We start from the raw sequence: 18,822 nt of genomic DNA on the forward strand, positions 1-18,822 counted from the left end.
GAATCATTTCCTATCTTTAGGAGGATCAAATGCTCTTTATTAGATTATCAAAAAAGATGGAAATAATTTTGAAAACAGCTATTACTACAGCATTGGCTGCATCTGTTATTGTGTTTAGTACTGGCCCAGTGGCATTTGCACACAACTCAAAATTAACAACAGTGTATAACGTTTATCTCAATCATACCTATATTGGAACAGTTACTGATAAAAATGTTGTAGAAAAGGAAATTGCTGCGCAAATTGACAACATTAAGAAATCCTACAAGAATGTTGACATAACCGTAAATCCTACTATTGAATACATAGAAAAGCAAGATCTCCATTCAACAGCAAATAACCAAGAGGCAATACAAAATATTGACAACGCCATCGTGCAAAATACGGAGACTACACCTGCAGCAATTGTGGTCGATGGAAAACCAGTTGTTTATTTGAATAGTATAAAAACTGCAAACGATGTGATGAAAAAGCTCAAGCTGAAATATGTAAGTGAAGAACAGTTAAATGAACTCGATGCAAGAAAAGTATCGCCAAATACTGCTTTACCTCCTTTGAAGGAAAATGAAACAAGACTAGTAGATGTTCGCTTTTCAGAAAAGGTTTCGATTAATGATGAAAAAACGACTCCTGTTAAAATCATGTCAGAAGAAGAGGCCATTGTCTTTTTACAAAAGGGAACAATAGAAGAAAAAAAATATGCGGTCCAACAAGGTGATGTTCTTGGGTCCATCGCAAACAACAATGGGCTTAAGTTGTCTGAACTAAAGGCATTAAATCCGGGACTTGATGAAAATTCAGTCTTAAAAATCGGTCAAGAGGTAAATATAACAGCACTAAAGCCGTTGCTTCATGTCATGATTGAGAAGGAATCGTATCAAAAGGAAGACCTTCCGTTTAAAGAGGAAGTTATCGAGGATTCCTCCATGCCAAAAGGTGATACAAAGGAAAAGCAAGCAGGTATTAATGGAACTAGAATTGTCACCTATCATATTTTTGATCAAAATGGCGTAACAACCAATAAAGAAGTAGCAAATGAACAAATCCTAGTGCAGCCGGTTAATCATGTGGTTATTAAAGGAACCAAGGCCATTCCATCACGAGGTGAAGGGAGCTTTGTATGGCCTACAAACGGAGGCTATATCTCCAGTGGAGTAGGATATAGATGGGGGAAAATGCATAAAGGAATTGATATTGCAAGACCGAGCGACTTGACCATCAAAGCGGCTGACAATGGAATTGTTGTCTTTGCCGGCTGGGGAGGAGCTTTTGGGAATAAAGTAGTCATTGATCACCAAAATGGTTTTCAGACCATTTATGGGCATCTTTCATCCATTGGTGTCCAAGTCAGCCAGGTTGTTCCAGTAGGTACAACCATCGGTATCATGGGAGCAACAGGGGATGCGACCGGAGTCCATTTGCATTTTGAAATTTGGAAAAATGGGGCACTACAAAATCCAGTTGACTATTTAAGATAAGAGCATGAGAAAAAGTCTCTAGTGTATCTAGAGGCTTTTGTTTTTTTAAAGGCTATGTAAAAGCTCATTGATGATTTTGCCACTATGTTGATTAGAGCGGAAATCAACAGGCAATTTTAACAGAGCCAAAAAATAAAAAAGATAAAATACTAAATTTGAGAATGATCTGGCTCCGCTCCATAAGAGCAAGCTTCGAAAGCGATACCTTGCATTGAGCTTTTCTTATTGTCTAGGTCCAGCTCCTAGCCCCTCGGGTCATAAGCCACTCCCAAAACGAAGGCAAAAAGCGCCTTCTTTTTGGAAGTGTCTGTAGCCTCGCGGGGCTGACCAAGGCCTTCCGCTTTTCTTATAATATAAATATTCAAAGATAACAAATACTAGTAACAGGTGAATTTAAGCTAATAAAATGGTAAAGTAAAATAGAGTAGATATGACCTTAATGATACTTAATAGATTATTTTAAATAAAAGGAGCAATATTGATGGAAAAGAAAATTCTCGTCGTCGATGATGAAAAACCAATTGCAGATATTTTACAGTTTAACCTAAAAAAAGAAGGATATGATGTGTATTGCGCTTATGATGGCAATGACGCTCTCAAAATGGTTGAGGACCTGCAGCCAGATCTCATCCTTTTAGATATCATGCTTCCATTAAGAGATGGAATGGAAGTATGCCGCGAAGTCCGGAAAAAATATGAAATGCCGATTATTATGCTGACAGCTAAGGACTCTGAAATTGATAAAGTATTAGGCCTTGAGCTTGGTGCAGATGATTATGTAACGAAACCGTTCAGTACGAGAGAATTAATCGCACGGGTAAAAGCAAATTTACGCCGTCACCAGCAAGTGCTCTCACAGCCAGATGAGGAAAATGAATCGAATGAAATCGAAATTGGCTCTCTTGTGATTCATCCAGATGCCTATGTCGTTTCAAAGCGCGGCGAAACGATTGAACTGACACACCGCGAGTTCGAATTACTCTATTATTTGGCGCAGCATATTGGACAAGTAATGACAAGAGAACACTTGTTGCAAACGGTTTGGGGCTACGATTATTACGGCGATGTGAGAACGGTTGATGTGACCGTAAGACGTTTGCGGGAAAAAATTGAGGATAACCCCAGCCATCCAACCTGGATTGTAACGAGAAGAGGCGTTGGTTATTACTTACGTAACCCAGAACAGGAGTAATGGCTTTGATGAGAAAGTTTAGTTTCTTTCGATCGATACATGTTAAATTTGTCATTATTTATGTCCTACTAATTTTAGTAGCGATGCAAATTATTGGCGCGTACTTTGTCAAGGAGCTCGAGCAAACGTTAAAAACGAACTTCCAAACATCCTTAAAGGCACGCGTAAATTTACTTGGCTATAATATTGTGGAAGAAATGGACAAGGTTAGAACAGCTGATGATACCACACTTGAAGCAGACATAAAAAAAACCTTAAGAGATTTTTCGGCAGTTGATATATCAGAGGTTCGCGTCATTGATGCCAAAACGCTTAAAATATTAGGAACTTCCGATCCCAATAATCAAGGGTTGGTTGGACAAAGAACAACGGATCTCCTTGTCAAACAATCCCTTGTTTTAGAAGAGGATCAAAGCAGTATTAAAATTGACCCGAAAACAGGGCATCGAATTTGGGTGCTCTCTACCCCGATTAAGTCAGGGAATAAAGTGATAGGGTCCATATATGTTGTTGCAAAAATAGAAAATGTTTTTGAACAAATGAAAACCATTAATAGAATCTTTGCAACGGGTACGGCCATTGCTCTTTCGATTACAGCCGTGCTGGGTATTTTGTTAGCCCAAACGATAACAAGGCCAATCGCAGATATGAAGAAACAAGCATTAGAGATGGCTAAAGGCAATTTCTCTAGAAAGGTAAAAGTTTATGGCAATGATGAAATTGGCACATTAGCCATCACCTTTAATAATTTAACGAAGAAACTGCAAGAGGCGCAGGCCATGACGGAAGGCGAAAGAAGAAAGCTCTCTTCAGTCCTCTCCTTTATGACCGATGGCGTAATTGCCACCGATCGAAAGGGGCGTGTGATATTAATTAACGAGCCTGCTGCTGAAATGCTGAATGTTTCACGTGAAACAGTTCTTTCTCAGCCAATCGTCTCTTTATTAGGGCTGGATGATACGTACTCTTTTGAAGATTTATTGGAGGAAAAGGATTCAAAGATATTGGATTATAGTACAAAGGCAGAACCTTTTATTCTTCGTGCCAATTTCTCTGTTATTCAAAAAGAAACAGGCTTCGTAAATGGTTTAATTGCTGTCCTTCATGATATTACTGAGCAGGAAAAAATAAATGAGGAAAGACGTGAGTTTGTCGCCAATGTTTCCCATGAACTCCGTACCCCTCTTACATCGATGAGAAGTTATCTAGAGGCATTAGCAGAAGGTGCCTGGCAAGACGCGGAAATTGCTCCGAAATTTTTAGAGGTTACAAGGACAGAAACCGAAAGAATGATTCGCCTTGTTAATGATCTTCTTCAGCTATCGAAAATGGATAGCACCGATTATATATTAACAAAGGAATGGGTGAATTTTGTTGACTTCTTCCACAGGATTATTGACCGCTTAGAAATGACAAAAGAGCAAAATGTGACATTTAAACGAGAACTGCCGAAACAGGCCATTTTTGTCGAAATAGACGCAGATAAATTAACCCAAGTTTTATACAATATTATCTCAAATGCGATGAAATACTCTCCTGAAGGAGGACAAATCACCTTCTCGATAAAAGAGCAGGAAGACCATATTATTGTCAGTATTTCTGATGAAGGGATGGGAATTCCAAAAGAAAATATTGGAAAGATTTTTACTCGTTTTTATCGAGTTGATAAAGCGAGATCCCGGAAACTTGGTGGTACCGGTCTAGGTTTAGCTATTGCAAAAGAAATGGTAAATGCACATGGAGGTACCATATGGGCAGTAAGTGAAGAAGGAAAAGGAACTGAAATTTCTTTTACCCTGCCGTATGATGTAGCTGAAGAGGATGAATGGTCATGAGCTATGAAGGTATTAAATCTGCCATTTTAACAATATTAGTGCTAGGCAGTATTTTTTTAACATGGAATCTTTGGACGTATCAGCCCCATTATGAAACTTTAGATAAAACCAATACAGTAGCGGAAGTTTCCTTAAGTGAAAAACAAGAGGTGAAAAAAATTGTTCGTCCCGACCAAGTTGTATACCATATTAAAGGTGAGCATTATGGAACGAACAATGCGAATGAACTGGATCGGCTGATCAAGGAATTGAGTTCATGGTCTTTTTCTGATGTAAAAAATTACTCAGATAAGGTCGGAAACATTAAGGAATTGGTCCATGGAAGTGGAAATGTTGAGATAATTTTTCCTGCAGATATTCCGATCGACCTCTATCGAAGTGTGTTAACTTTCCAGGATAAGAAAATTCCTGCTTTTAATTTCAGCCGAATCATTATCAATGTGGAGAATTCTGAAAAGGAAACAGGAAGTGTTTATTTTGTTTCCTCCGATTATCAGCAAGTATATATCAGCCATATTTCTGCATCCAATATAGCTGATTTTACAAGTAAATTTTATAAAACCGCATCCCATTATCCACATTTTTTTGCTTACCAGACAACGGATAAGAAGGTAATTTATTTACCTGATAATAATACGGAAATGATGGAATATAAGTATTTACCTGTTACTTTTAATGCCGATGAATTTAAAGAGGCCCTTTTCAGTGACCCGAGATTTGTTCAAAAGAGCTTTATACCGTCAGGTGAAGAGTTTACTAATGGAATTAGTAAAATGACGGTAAATAATAATACGAATATGCTTATATATGTAAATCCTACTGCGGAAAATAGTTATTTTGATACCTCATACGATTTGGTTAAGCGAAGTATTGACTTTGTGAACGAGCACGGCGGCTGGACCGATCCATATCGCTATGTTGGGAATAATGAAGTCAGCAAGTCCGTCACCTTCCGTTTATACAGCATAGAAGGTTACCCGGTCTTTAACGAAGATGGCATTTCGGAAATGACCGAGGTGTGGGGAAGGGATGAAATTAATAAATATGTTCGTCCAAATATTGCATTGGAGCTCCCTTTAACGTCAGAAACACAAAAGATGACTCTTCCATCCGGTCACGAGGCGTTAAAATTTTTACAAAGCAAGAAAGATTTTAAACCAGAGCTTCTTGACCAATTGGTTTTAGGTTATCACATGCAAAGGGATTCGGAGGAACAAAGGCTAATCCTCTTAGAGCCTGCCTGGTATTATCGTTATGATAAAGCATGGGGGCAGATTACGATGGATGACCTAGGAGGCATGAAGCATGGATTGGAATAGGATTAAAACCATTTTTATTATTACGTTTTTAATATTAGATGTGTATCTATTATTTCAATTTATGAAAGCCCGTGATGCCAATAAATATGAGCTGATTACGGAGGCCTCGTTCGAAGATAAGCTAAAAGCGGATGAAATTCAGTATGATGAGTTGCCAAAGACACCGATCAAGGAACAATACATTAGTGCAAAACCGAAAGTTTTTACAAAAGGGGATACAGCGAAGCTAAAGGGTCAAACCGTCTCGTTAAAGGATCCTAATACAATGCTTAATGTAACACTTGATAAGCCGCTTTCTGTAGGCTCTAAGTTTGAGCCATCTGAGTTAAACACCTTTCTAAAGGAAAATGTCCTTTATGGCGACCATTATCTTTTTTGGGAGAAAAATGATAAAAAAGGCACCATTACTTACTATGAAGCCTTTGAAAATATTCCATTGTATAAAAACATTAACGGGATGATTACTTTTAACCTTAACGAAGACAATCAAATCGTATCTTATCAGCAAACATATCTAGAGGGAATCGAAAAAATTTCGGCAAAGGAAGAAATTCTGTCCCCTTTAAAAGCACTTGAAACCTTGCATCAAAAAGGTCTGCTGAAGCCAAAAAGCAAAATAACGAAAATCGAGCTTGGTTATTCGACCCTCATTCAATTGACGGCATCCCAAGTTTTAGCCCCTACTTGGCGCATTGTCGTAAATGATAAAGAAAATCTATTCGTCAATGCCTTTGAGGGCCAGATTATTCAATTTGATAACGATGGAAAAAGCAAAGTGGAGTGAAAATAATGTCATTAAGATATAGCATCTTAGCAAGCGGGAGTACGGGGAATGCTCTTTTCGTGGAGTCTGATGAACATTCCTTCTTAGTTGATGCTGGATTTAGCGGAAAGCAGATGGAGGCTCTCTTTGGGCAAATTAATCGTGACATCAGTAAGCTGTCGGGAATATTCGTTACACATGAACATAGCGATCATATAAAAGGAATTGGCGTGCTCGCCCGGAAATATAAATTGCCTGTGTATGCTAATGAAAAAACATGGCGGGCGATGGAAGGGTCAGTCGGGGAAATTCCAACAGAGCAAAAGTTTATTTTTAATATGGAAACGGTCAAAAGCTTTGGGTCTACGGATATTGAATCCTTCGGAGTCTCACATGATGCAGCCGAACCGATGTTTTATATTTTCCATCATTCAGGGAAAAAAATCGTTCTGATTACCGATACAGGTTATGTCAGTGATCGGATGAAGGGTGCAATTTCGAATGCGGACGTTTATATTTTTGAGTCCAATCATGATGTACAGATGCTGAGAATGGGAAGATATCCATGGAACATAAAGCGCAGAATATTGAGTGATGTCGGCCATGTTTCTAATGAGGATGCAGCCGTAGCGATGAGTGAAGTGATTGGTGACAACACTAAGAAGATATATCTCGCCCATTTAAGCCTTGATAACAACATGAAGGATTTAGCAAGAATGTCCGTCACACAGACCCTCCAAACCCAGGGGCTTATGGTCGGCGAACAGTTTGACCTTTATGATACAGATCCTAAAATCCCGACCAATTTAACTGCTGTTTAATGTTTAGAAATGAATAATCACGGGAATAAAGAGTGAAAATGAAATATTTTTCGCTCTTTTTTTATTTTTCATAATGAAAACAGGAAAATAAGCCAAAATATGCATTAGCATCTTTTCGAAAGTGAGGTATGGTGTAAATTGGGCTATTATGATGATCATTCAGATGAACGCAATAAAGTTCGAAGGAAAAGAAAAAGTGGTACTTTCTTAACCGGTTTTGTTGGTGCCATAATTGGTGCTGTACTCGTGATTTTTACCATTCCGGTATTGTCCAACCAGGGTCTCCTTCCCTATAGAATTCAAGCAAATCAAGCAACTCCAAATAACAAAGATATTGGTCAAAAGACAGTAGAACTTAATGTAAACACAGATACGACTAGAGTAGTTCAACAAACAGAGGATACAGTTGTTGGAATTACGAATATCCAATCAACTAATTTTTGGTCCGATCAAAACGGGAAAACCGAAGCGGCTGCTGGAACAGGATCGGGTATTATTTACAAAAAAACAGGTAATAACTCATATATTGTTACAAACCACCACGTAGTTGAAGGAGCAACAAAGCTTGAGGTAAGTTTGACGGATGGTACAAAGCTCCCAGCAACCCTCCTTGGCAGTGATATTTGGACAGATTTAGCGGTGCTTCAGATTGACGGAAGCAAAGTGAAAAAGGTAGCGGTATTTGGTGACTCGGATAAGTTGAAGCTTGGCGAGCCCGTTATTGCGATTGGGAATCCACTTGGTCCAACTTTCGCGGGCTCTGTTACGCAAGGAATTGTTTCAGGTCTAAATCGAACGATTCCAGTTGATATTAATCAAGATGGAGTGGTCGATTGGCAGGAAGAGGTTATCCAAACAGATGCAGCTATCAATCCTGGAAACAGCGGTGGAGCTCTGATCAATATGGGGGGACAAGTTGTCGGTATCAACTCAATGAAGATTGCTCAGCAATCTGTAGAAGGGATTGGATTATCCATTCCTATTAATTCAGCTAAGCCCATTATTAACGATCTTGAGAGAAACGGGAAAGTGAACCGTCCATATATGGGAGTTGACATAAAATCGGTAGATGAAATACCGGCCTACTATCAGCAACAAGCACTTAAACTCCCAGGAAATATAAACTATGGTGTGGCTATCAGACAAGTAACACCCCTTTCACCAGCTGCCAAGGCAGGTCTCAAAGAATTGGATGTCATAGTCGAGATGGATGGCAAGAAAATCAATGATGTCATTGATTTGAGGAAGCACTTATATCAAGAGAAGAAAATTGGAGACAAAATGACGATTAAATTTTATCGTGATGGAACGTTAAAAGATACAACATTAACGCTAACAGGCAGCTCTTCACAATAATATATTTGAAGAAAACAGGAAGGATTTGTTCACCTTCCTGTTTTTTTAATGTAAGATGAAAAAGTCTAGTGACATTAGTATAAACTAATAAGTAGAAGTTATTTTAGAAAGGTGAAGTGTTGTAATGATTTATAGCTGTGAAGAACATGTGGATATCGCATTAGATGAAGTGGTGGATAAATCGGGGGAGTTTCCGATTTTAACAAAAATAGATGTGGATAATTTATCAACAAGCTGTGAATATTGTCAAAATCCAGCTGTATATATGGTGGCGAACAAATAATCCCATACAAGATGTGGATAAAAATTGTGGAAATGTGGATAACTTTTGTGGATAACTTGTTTGTAAACTGTTTGTAACCATTTTGTAAAGGGTTGTGGATTGTGAATATCTCGATTGTGACAGTAGGCAAATTAAAAGAAAAATACCTAAAGCAGGGTATTGATGAGTATGTAAAGAGATTATCAGCATATGCGAAGATAGAAGTTATAGAGGTGGCGGATGAAAAGGCGCCAGAAGAATTAAGTGAGATGGAAATGATTCAGGTAAAGCAAAAAGAGGGCGAGAGAATCTTAGCTAAGGTCGCTCAAGACACATATGTTATTGCACTGGCCATCAACGGAAAGCTAAGATCATCTGAGGAGCTTGCAGATTCGTTAGATAAATTAGCAACCTACGGAAAAAGTAAAATTGCCTTTATCATAGGAGGATCGCTTGGCCTAAGTGAGGAAGTCTTGAGTCGGGCAAACGAACACCTGTCCTTTTCGCGAATGACCTTCCCCCATCAGCTGATGAGGTTAATATTAGTAGAACAGATATATCGGGCTTTTCGAATTAACCGAGGTGAACCGTACCATAAGTAAATAAGTTCATTTTTATAAGACTATATTAGTTGATTTAACGTTTTCCCCCTTGAATTTTAGGTGAAATTAATCAAAGAGCCAAACGTAGCAATATTATTCTTATTGCTGGTTTTTTAGATAAACATAACAAATGGATGAATTATATATCTTCAAAAAGAAAAAGCTGACGTGGTCAGCTTTTTCTATGCTAAAACTTATAAGGACCCATAATTTTACTTTAATAAACAAAATTAAAAATACGCTTTTTTGGGTTATATTTCAGAAAATATAGATTATAAATTCTGTCCAAATTTAATGTTATATTAATAAAATAATAAGATATAAGATAGAGGAGCAGTTATGAAAAAGGAATGGATTCTACGCTGGTCTTTTTTTATTTTTGGATTAATGGTGTTAGCATTTGGCATATCTTTAACAATTAAAGGAAAGTATTTAGGGATTGGACCATGGGATGTTTTTCATTATGGTCTATTTACTAAATTTGGCTTAACTATTGGGACTTGGTCGATTATATGTGGATTTTTACTCTTGTTGATCAGTTCAATTTTCAATAAGGCATGGCCAAAAATAGGGGCCTTTCTGAATATGTTGTTTCTAGGATTATTTATTGATCTTTTTAATTGGATTCTACCGAGCATTGATAGTTTAGTAGGAGCAACTATTGCTTTTATCATAGGTGTTGTATTAATTGGGTACGGTATTGGATTATATGTTTCTGCTGATTTTGGAGCAGGTCCTAGAGACAGCTTTATGTTATTAATTGTTGAAAAAACGGGTTGGAGGATCCCGCTGGTTAGAAATGGAATTGAGGTACTCGTTTTTCTTCTTGGTTGGATGTTAGGTGGGCCTGTTGGATTTGGAACAGTGTTTATTGCGTTTGGATTAGGTCCAATTCTAGGATTTTCTATTCCTCAATGTAAGAAATTGATGGCATATTTTCTTGATAAAAAGGATCGCCTGCTAACACATATGTAGACAACGAAAAATAATACAATGTATGAGTATTCTTGATGGGGGAGCCCTTTAAATTTGCTTGTCCCCGCTTTTTTGAGGGCCTCATATAGAGATATCACGGTGAACCGTACCATAAATAAGGCAGTTTTTTACCTAATTTAGGATTTTATATTATTATAAATGCCTGCCACCTCCGAATATTTATTGAATTCATCGACAAATATTGGGGGGACAGGCACCGTAACCTAAAATTTATCCAAATCCAACTCAATATTATTTATTTCATCCAGCTGCATTGTTGAAATCGAAATATTAATTTAGAAAAAACATTTTTGGTAATACTAAGTAAACATTCCGTGTCGAAGGTATAGGGAGGGAAAATGTGTGTCAAACACAAACATAACCAAAAAGTTGACTTTAGTATCCCTAGTATTAATGATTTTTACTTCTGTTTATGGATTCAACAACATTCCAAGATCATTTTATAAGATGGGTTATGCCGCTATTCCTTGGTTTATATTTTCAGCCATAACCTTCTTTGTTCCTTTTGCATTAATGGTAGCTGAATTTGGTTCCGCCTTTAAAGAGGAAAAGGGTGGTATCTACTCATGGATGGAAAAATCCATCGGTCCAAAATTTGCATTTATAGGAACGTTCATGTGGTATTTTTCTTATGTAACTTGGATGGTTAATGTCGCATCCGGTATGTGGGTTCCGGTGTCAAATGCTATCTTTGGACAAGATACAACACAAAACTGGACTTTATTTAATCTTCGAGGACCTCAGGTTCTTGGGGTTTTAGGAATTGTATGGATTCTTATAGTAACCTATACATCAACAAAGGGTCTGGATAAGATTAAGAAAGTAACCTCTTTAGGTGGTACTGCAGTCTTGTTATTGAATGTATTTCTTTGGGTTGGTGCAATAGCAGTACTTATAGGTAATCATGGACATTTGGCGCAGCCGATTACAGGGTTACATTCATTTACTCAAACACCAAATCCTAAATATGCAGGAGATATTATTGCTTCGTTAGCATTTGTAGTATATGCCCTCTTCGCTTTTGGCGGAATTGAAACAGTAGGCGGATTAGTGGATGTAACAGAAAATCCAGAAAAAACGTTTCCGAAAGGAATTCTTTTTTCTGCAGCCATAATCTCTGTTGGGTATTCATTAGGAATACTATTAATTGGAATATTCACAAACTGGGCATCTGTAATGGGTATTGCGAATGTTAACCTAGGAAACGCAAGTTATATAGTTATGGCCAATTTAGGCTACTCAATAGGTACCGCTTTTGGAGCAAGCCATGCTACAGCTACGGCTTTGGGATTTGGGGTTGCAAGATACATTGGACTTTCAATGTTCCTGGCACTGTCCGGTGCGTTCTTTACCTTGATGTTTTCACCGTTAAAGCAGATGATTGAAGGAACGCCTAAGAGATTGTGGCCCGGAAAAATCGGTGAAACAAAGAATGGGCTGCCTGTTAATGCTATGTGGATTCAAGCTACTATTGTTTGTGTAATGATCGCACTAATCGCTTGCGGTGGAAGCACAATGGCCGCATTCTTTAACATACTCGTTTCGATGACTAACGTGGCTATGACAATACCGTATGTATTTATAGCACTTGCATTCCCGTATTTTAAGAAAAAAGTGGAAATCAATAAGCCGTTTATCGTATATAAAACGCAATTGAGCGCAAATTTTTGGACATGGATTGTTGTTCTAACAGTTGGACTTGCAAATTTCTTTAGTATCGTACAGCCAGCTTTAGAAGGGGATATGCAAACAACCATTTGGAGTGTGGCTGGACCAATTATTTTCTCAGTTGTTGCATGGTTAATGTATAGCAAATATGAAAAAAATAATGATAAAGAAAAGCAGAAACAAAAGAAAATAAGTTAGCCTTAAAATTCAAAAAGATAAAGATTGAAGTGGAGCACAATATGGCTTCACTTTTTTTCTTGTTTAAAGAACCTCATTTAGATACATTACGGTGAACCTTACCACAAGTAAGTGAGGTTTGAAAACTTACAGAGGAATTAGCTTTATTTATGTATGTAAATTGGCTTTTTTCAGTTTAAATAATTTTATTGGATTGATATGTAATAGCTTTCCTTCTTCTAATCACTTCTTTAATCAATTACTGATAAAGAAAAACTCAACGATCATTTTCGACTAATCGTTGGGTTTTCTTTTTTATAAGAGTTATGATGATGTCATTAATTAACAGTTATATAAACAATTTACAAAAAATAATTAGTATACAAAAATGTTTACAGGTATACAGTTAGTAAACATTTTGTGTGCAAATCCGTGTACATGTAAACGAATCCGTATACATCCTTTAGAGACAAGATGTATAGGGATTTGTTACTAAAGATTACAGAAATGTCTACAAATGTGGCTATGACAATCCCTATGTATTTATAGCACTTGCATCCCGTATTTTAAGAAAAAGTCGAAATCAATAAGCCGTTTATCGCATATAAAACGCAATTGAGCGCAAATTTTTGGACATGGCTTGTTGTTCTCACCGTTGGATTTACAAATTTCTTAAGTATCATACAGCCAGCTTTAGAAGGGGATATGCAAACAACCATTTGGAGTGTGGCTGGACCCGTTATTTTCTCGGTTGTTGCATGGTTAATGTATAGGAGATATGAAAAAATACATGATATAGAAAAGCAGAAACAGAAGAAAATAAGTTAGGGGCAAATAATTCAAAAAGATAAAGATGACCAAAGCTAGTCCGGATGAAGTGATTTTGAAGCCCGCATGGTTTGTGAATTTCTGCAAAAAAACTGCAGGTTATGTAGGTGCGGTGAACCGTACCACAAGTAAGTGAGGTTTGAAAATTTACAGAGAAATTAGCTTTATTTATGAATGTAAATTGGCTTTTTTCAGTTTAAATAATTTTATTGGATTGAACTGTAATAGCTTTAATAGCTTTCCTACTTCTAAACACTTCTTTAATCAATTACTAGTAAAGAAAAACTCAACGAGCATTTTCGACTAATCGTTGGGTTTTCTTTTTTTATGGCTGTGTTAAAGGTCAATGTTGATTTTTGAAACTATGTTGATTGGAGCGGAAGGCGCGAGACTCCTCGAAAATGCTATCGCATTTCCTTCGTGCGTGGGCGGATTCAAGGATGTAATTCAACGTCCTGCGGGAGTACGGGGCAGGGGACCCCACAGGCGAATAAGTGCCGAGGAGGCTCCCCGGAACGCCCGCGGAAAGCGAAGCGCCTGGAGCGCAAATCAACAGGCAAGTTTAACACAGCCTTTTTTATAAGAGTTATGATGGCGTCATTAATTAACAGTTATATCAACAATTTACAAAAAATGATTAGTTTACAAGAATGTTTACGAGTATACAGTTAGTAAACATTTTGTGTGCAAATCCGTGTACATGTAAACAAATCCGTATACATCCTTTAGAGACAAGATGTAAACGGATTTGTTACTAAAGATTACAGAAATGTCTACAAATAGCAATAGTTTACAAGATGTTTACAGTTGTATATCTTTTTAGCAAAGCTAATTGAAGAATCTAGTAATTTCTTATAGCCTTTAATTAGAAATAAAGGATTTACAGAAAATCCTTTAAAAATAAATCAATTAGAAAAGGATGATTAAATGATGAGCTCTAGAATTGCAGCTGTAGATGTTGGTAATGACTCCATTAAGGCAATTTTTGGGGAATTAGAATACGAATTAAATATTCCTAATATTATGGCAAGAGATACAGAAGATCGTCCTGTGATTGGAATAGAAGAATTAAATAATAAAAATCCACTAGATGGAATACATATCAAGGTGCACTCCCCTGCATTGAAAGACAACAACGCCATCTATCGTGTAGGCCATTTGGCAACAAAGAGCAGCAACGCAACCGAGCTTGATCCAGGCAGTGCTAAATCCGAAGAAGATCAAACATTGGTAATGCTTTTTGCAACTTTGGCATTAGATGCCGTTAATGAGGGAAATACTAATACTTTCCCACGAGTAAAAAATGTGATTGATGCAAATTATACGCTTGGAACCGGCCTCCCCCTACGTGAAGTAAAAGAAGGAAAGGATGCTGGGTACCGATCTAAATTGATTGGTTCTGTCCATCAAGTGGAATTTCTTGTCACACCAAAATACCAAGGATTAAAAGTGAACATTAAATTTAATGAAGTGAAGATTTATCCTGAAGGATTCGCGGCTTATATTAATCTTGTAATGGATAATCATCTAAAAATCATTAATAAGGATTTAATTGATAAGAGAATTATCATTCAGGATATAGGGGGGTTATCGACAGATATCGCTGTCATTAAGAACCGAAATGTCGATGATGATAAAGCACAAGGATTTAATCTTGGAGTATCAGAATCATTAGAGGCTATAAGAGAAGAAATCAGATCGAAACATGGCATTGAATTAGACAGCCGTCGCGATGTGGTTGAAATTATTACGAGAAAAAATGACAGGAATCATATTATGGTTAAGGGGAGCCGGACAAGTGTTCATGATATTACGGATCGTATCTTACTTGAACTAGCAAAAAAACAATATCGGTTATTACGCAATGTATGGCAGAAAAATTCACAAACAGAAATCTGCTATTTTGTTGGTGGAGGAGCTAATGTATTAAAAGAATATATTAAAACATTAAATAATAATTTAGATGGGTATAATATTGAATTCTTTGAAGATGAGAAAGAGAGCATTTGGATGATGGCAAATGCTTATTATAAGCTCATCACCGATTTTGTTAGGAAGATAGAAAAGCCTAAACCACCACAAGAGCCTGTGAAGAAATAATTAAGGTGATTATATGAAAAGCTCTGGTTCAAATGAGATTAAGAGAGGGCAAGCTATTTCATTTCGTGTCCCTTCTGATACCCCTGAACATCTTTTAAACCATTTACAAAAGCTAAAGGAATCAGAAAGAAGGAATTTTTCTAGTAAAATTGCCGAGTTTGTGCTGCGAGGGGTCGGTGAATCTTTTTCGAAGGAACGGGAAACGATTACGATTCCTCTTCCTCATAAATTAAGTAAATCACAACGAGATTGGTTAAAGCATGAGCATTCTGAGGCCCTGTTAGGTACTATTGTATACCAACTTCTAATGGATCCAATTCGTGCTACTGCCTTACTTACATCGTTAAATAGCAACTCCTTAGATATAGATGAGGCCTTGTATTTGCAAGAAGAAATAACGAACGAAGAGTATCCTGCTATCGAAGTAGCGCAAGTAGATGACTATTTACATTCTATTAAGGAAGCAGCTGTTGCCGAGGTGGATGATTTAGATACGTTTGATTGGGAAAAAGCAACTCAAAACCAATCAATAACAGTGGAAGAGGAACATTCTAACATAGAAAATGATTTAGACAGTCTGTTAGGAGATTTTCTTAATAAAATGAATAAGTAGCACGATAATCTTTATTTATAGTAACTAAGGAGATATCCATGTTTGTTGGTGGTCTTTGCTCGTTAGAATCAAAAGTTATAGTTTGTTGCTAAGTTTTTCACAATTTTTATTAACACTTTGTATGATTACCTATCCTGTATTCTTCAACATGGACACACTTAATCAAATAGAAAAGAGAACAAAATACCAAATACAAAATAAACCTTATCCATAACGGGGAACTGTACCAAAAGTAAATGAGGTTTTCATTCGAGTAATTTATTTTAATAGACCAAAGAGACGCTGCCTGATTTTAGGAAGCGTCTCTTTGGTCTATTATTTATACTTTTGGCTGTGTTAAACTTACCTGTTGATTTGCGTTTCAGGCGCTTCGCTTTCCGCGGGCGTTCCGGGGAGCCTCCTCGGCGCTTAGGCGCCTGTGGGGTCTCCCCTGCCCCGTACTCCCTCAGGACGTTGAATTACATCCTTGAATCCGCCCACGCACGAAGGAAATGCGATAGCATTTTCGAGGAGTCTCGCGCCTTCCACTCCAATCAACATAGTTTTAAAAATCAACAATGACCTTTAACACAGCCATACTTTTATTAGAAGTCAAAGTTATCAGGAACATGCCCGAGAAGGCCATAAGGTAAAGTAACCCTGTTTCGCTGCTTAATCAGGATATTCTTGGGCATCTTATATCCAGGAAGAGGTATCTTTTTGTTTGGCTGTGTTAAACTTGCCTGTTGATTTGCGCTCCAGGCGCTTCGCTTTCCGCGGGCGTCCCGGGGAGCCTCCTCGGCGCTTAAGCGCCTGTGGGGTCTCCCCTGCCCCGTACTCCCGCAGGACGTTGAATTACATCCTTGAATCCGCCCACGCACGAAGGAAATGCGATAGCATTTTCGAGGAGTCTCGCTCCTTCCGCTTCAATCAACATAGTTTCAAAAATCAACATTGACCTTTAAAACAGCCTTTTGTTTAAAGACTGGGAACCATACCAATTATAACTTTCCTCTCCCTTGTTGAATCTGTCGAAATACTTGTTCCAAGAAGGGAATTCTCCTCTTGGATTCTTTTAACTAACATTTTTATTTCTTTGTTTTAATTGAAGTAAAATGTTAACATTGAATTTTAATAAAACTTGCTGTACAAACCGCCACTTAAGTAGGTGCGGTGAACCCTACCATAAATAGAGGCGGTTTTTTTTTTTTCATTTTCAGATAATCGAAAGAGGAAGTGAACGTAGTGATAAACATAACTATTCCAAAACCAAGTGTTACCATTACCAAACAGAAAAATCCTGAGCTAAGTAATATTTATGGGTTTACTGATTTTCATCTTATCCCTAGAGATAAGGGTGGTATTTTTATGTTCTATAACAAGAATCAAGAACTATTATTCGTTGGTAAAGCAAGGAAGTTGAGACCAAGAATTAAAAAGCATTTTGAGGATACTGTATCCCCAATTAAAATGCATAGAGATGAAGTCACTAAAATTGAAGTTTGTGTTATTGAAGACCCTGTACATAGGGAAATATACGAAACGTATATTATTAATGAACTCAAGTCGAAGTACAATATAGACAAGGTGTTTTTTAGGTAAAATTTTATCAAGAGAGGCGATAGGTACGGTTAAATAAGACCATACCTATTGCCTTTTATTATTTGAGAGATTAAAGGATGAGAACTATTGGATTGTAAACACAAAAAACTAACGACCTATATATATACTTACGCCTGTTATGAGGAGGAATTTTCATTGTGTGCTTTAGAAATGCGCTCATTATTTGGGAGTGAGTCCCAAACTAGCATTTTGGAAAGCCATGTGAAAATTGATCCAAGTCGAAGTCCTTTTATTAAGGAAAGACTTGCTGTAATTTATGAGGGGGAAAGCCCTCAAGATCTTCTCAAACAAGTAGCAACCCTTCAAGTAGCTGGTGCAACGTTTAAAGTGATTTATGTAAAAAATGGTGGTCCTTCAAAAAATGTAGAGCAAGGATTTGAGAACCGACGTGCAATTGAGAAGGAAATTGGATTACATATCAATGGTATGGCTGATATTCATCACCCAAAGCGATTGTTTGGCGTTATGAATGTAAACGGAAGATGGGTATTCGGTGATTATGTTAAAAGTGAGTCTGTTTGGTTTCGACATCAACAGAAGCCGCATAGTTACTCCACTGCGCTTAACACTCGTGTAGCAAGAGCAGTTGTGAATATCGCCATTCCTAATCCAAGTGGTATAAAGGTAATTGACCCTTGCTGTGGAATTGGGACAGTACTAGTGGAAGCTTTATCAATGGGGATTGACATAGTGGGGAGCGACAGGAATCCTCTTATTCTTGGTGGAGCCAGAGAGAATATTGCCCATTTCGGGCTTTCTGGAGAAGTGAAATTAAAAGATATCCGTGACATCACAAATCAATATGATGTAGCGATTATCGATTTACCCTACAATTTGTGTTCTGTCATAACACCTGAAGAGCAGACCGAAATGATCCAAAGTGCGCGCAGGTTTGCTAAAAAAGTCGTAGTGATAACCGTTGAACCAATCGATGAAATCCTCATAAACGAAGGATTTGTAATTATTGACCGAGCTATCGTTAAGAAAGGGTCATTTACTCGTGAAGTGATTGTATGTAAGTAAACACAAGTAAATGAGGTTATTAATGGTATAGATAGAAGTGATAACAACAGTCGGTCCTGCAAAATAACCCAGGCCTAAATATTGAATAGGCTGTGTTAAAGGTCATTGTTGATTTTTGAAACTATGTTGATTGGAGCGGAAGGCGCGAGACTCCTGCGGGAGTACGGGGCAGGTGAGACCCCACAGG

At 37.5% G+C, this 18,822-nt stretch carries 16 protein-coding genes; all 16 read left to right on the top strand.

What is annotated here, in order from left to right:
* Nucleotides 1-29: 29 nt before the first annotated feature.
* Nucleotides 30-1,478, top strand: coding sequence for a peptidoglycan DD-metalloendopeptidase family protein (locus BN1082_RS11740; protein ID WP_090634484.1), 1,449 nt, complete (start codon nucleotides 30-32; stop codon nucleotides 1,476-1,478).
* A 478-nt stretch (nucleotides 1,479-1,956) separates the two neighbouring features.
* Nucleotides 1,957-2,670 (top strand): response regulator YycF, encoded by a 714-nt coding sequence (gene yycF / locus BN1082_RS11745; RefSeq protein ID WP_218055150.1) that lies wholly within the window; start codon nucleotides 1,957-1,959, stop codon nucleotides 2,668-2,670.
* 8 nt (nucleotides 2,671-2,678) lie between these two features.
* Nucleotides 2,679-4,505: a cell wall metabolism sensor histidine kinase WalK gene (walK, locus tag BN1082_RS11750; RefSeq protein ID WP_090634488.1), complete on the top strand. Its 1,827-nt coding sequence runs from the start codon at nucleotides 2,679-2,681 to the stop codon at nucleotides 4,503-4,505.
* Nucleotides 4,502-5,824: a YycH family regulatory protein gene (locus tag BN1082_RS11755; RefSeq protein ID WP_090634491.1), complete on the top strand. Its 1,323-nt coding sequence runs from the start codon at nucleotides 4,502-4,504 to the stop codon at nucleotides 5,822-5,824. Before walK ends, BN1082_RS11755 begins: the two co-directional genes overlap by 4 nt.
* Entirely contained in the window at nucleotides 5,811-6,608 is a 798-nt protein-coding gene (locus BN1082_RS11760; RefSeq protein ID WP_090634493.1) for a two-component system regulatory protein YycI, read from the top strand. Before BN1082_RS11755 ends, BN1082_RS11760 begins: the two co-directional genes overlap by 14 nt.
* Before the next feature lie 5 nt (nucleotides 6,609-6,613).
* The gene (locus BN1082_RS11765) at nucleotides 6,614-7,408 is read left to right on the top strand and encodes an MBL fold metallo-hydrolase (RefSeq protein ID WP_090634495.1); all 795 of its coding nucleotides are present in this window, start codon (nucleotides 6,614-6,616) and stop codon (nucleotides 7,406-7,408) included.
* Between the two features lie 138 nt (nucleotides 7,409-7,546).
* Nucleotides 7,547-8,764: a S1C family serine protease gene (locus BN1082_RS11770; protein ID WP_090634497.1), complete on the top strand. Its 1,218-nt coding sequence runs from the start codon at nucleotides 7,547-7,549 to the stop codon at nucleotides 8,762-8,764.
* Between the two features lie 124 nt (nucleotides 8,765-8,888).
* Entirely contained in the window at nucleotides 8,889-9,047 is a 159-nt protein-coding gene (locus tag BN1082_RS11775) for a CxxH/CxxC protein (RefSeq protein ID WP_090634499.1), read from the top strand.
* Between the two features lie 101 nt (nucleotides 9,048-9,148).
* On the top strand, nucleotides 9,149-9,628 hold the full coding sequence (gene rlmH / locus BN1082_RS11780) for a 23S rRNA (pseudouridine(1915)-N(3))-methyltransferase RlmH (protein WP_090634501.1): 480 nt from the start codon (nucleotides 9,149-9,151) through the stop codon (nucleotides 9,626-9,628).
* Nucleotides 9,629-9,967: 339 nt separating this feature from the next.
* Nucleotides 9,968-10,603, top strand: a complete 636-nt coding sequence (locus tag BN1082_RS11785) for a YczE/YyaS/YitT family protein (protein WP_090634504.1) — start codon at nucleotides 9,968-9,970, stop codon at nucleotides 10,601-10,603.
* A gap of 363 nt (nucleotides 10,604-10,966) precedes the next feature.
* Nucleotides 10,967-12,490, top strand: coding sequence for a glutamate/gamma-aminobutyrate family transporter YjeM (gene yjeM / locus BN1082_RS11790; RefSeq protein WP_090634506.1), 1,524 nt, complete (start codon nucleotides 10,967-10,969; stop codon nucleotides 12,488-12,490).
* Nucleotides 12,491-13,084: 594 nt separating this feature from the next.
* On the top strand, nucleotides 13,085-13,297 hold the full coding sequence (locus BN1082_RS27000) for a hypothetical protein (RefSeq protein ID WP_218055151.1): 213 nt from the start codon (nucleotides 13,085-13,087) through the stop codon (nucleotides 13,295-13,297).
* 927 nt (nucleotides 13,298-14,224) lie between these two features.
* A complete protein-coding gene (locus BN1082_RS11800) occupies nucleotides 14,225-15,397 on the top strand; it encodes a ParM/StbA family protein (protein WP_090634511.1) in 1,173 nt (390 codons plus the stop codon).
* A gap of 13 nt (nucleotides 15,398-15,410) precedes the next feature.
* A complete protein-coding gene (locus BN1082_RS11805) occupies nucleotides 15,411-16,010 on the top strand; it encodes a hypothetical protein (protein WP_090634513.1) in 600 nt (199 codons plus the stop codon).
* A gap of 1,224 nt (nucleotides 16,011-17,234) precedes the next feature.
* Nucleotides 17,235-17,591, top strand: a complete 357-nt coding sequence (locus BN1082_RS11815) for a nucleotide excision repair endonuclease (protein WP_090634517.1) — start codon at nucleotides 17,235-17,237, stop codon at nucleotides 17,589-17,591.
* Nucleotides 17,592-17,747: 156 nt separating this feature from the next.
* Complete coding sequence (locus BN1082_RS11820; protein WP_245640395.1) at nucleotides 17,748-18,635, top strand: TRM11 family SAM-dependent methyltransferase; 888 nt, start codon at nucleotides 17,748-17,750, stop codon at nucleotides 18,633-18,635.
* The last annotated feature ends 187 nt before the right edge of the window (nucleotides 18,636-18,822 follow it).

Source organism: Neobacillus massiliamazoniensis (assembly GCF_001048695.1).
Classification (GTDB): domain Bacteria; phylum Bacillota; class Bacilli; order Bacillales; family Cytobacillaceae; genus Neobacillus; species Neobacillus massiliamazoniensis.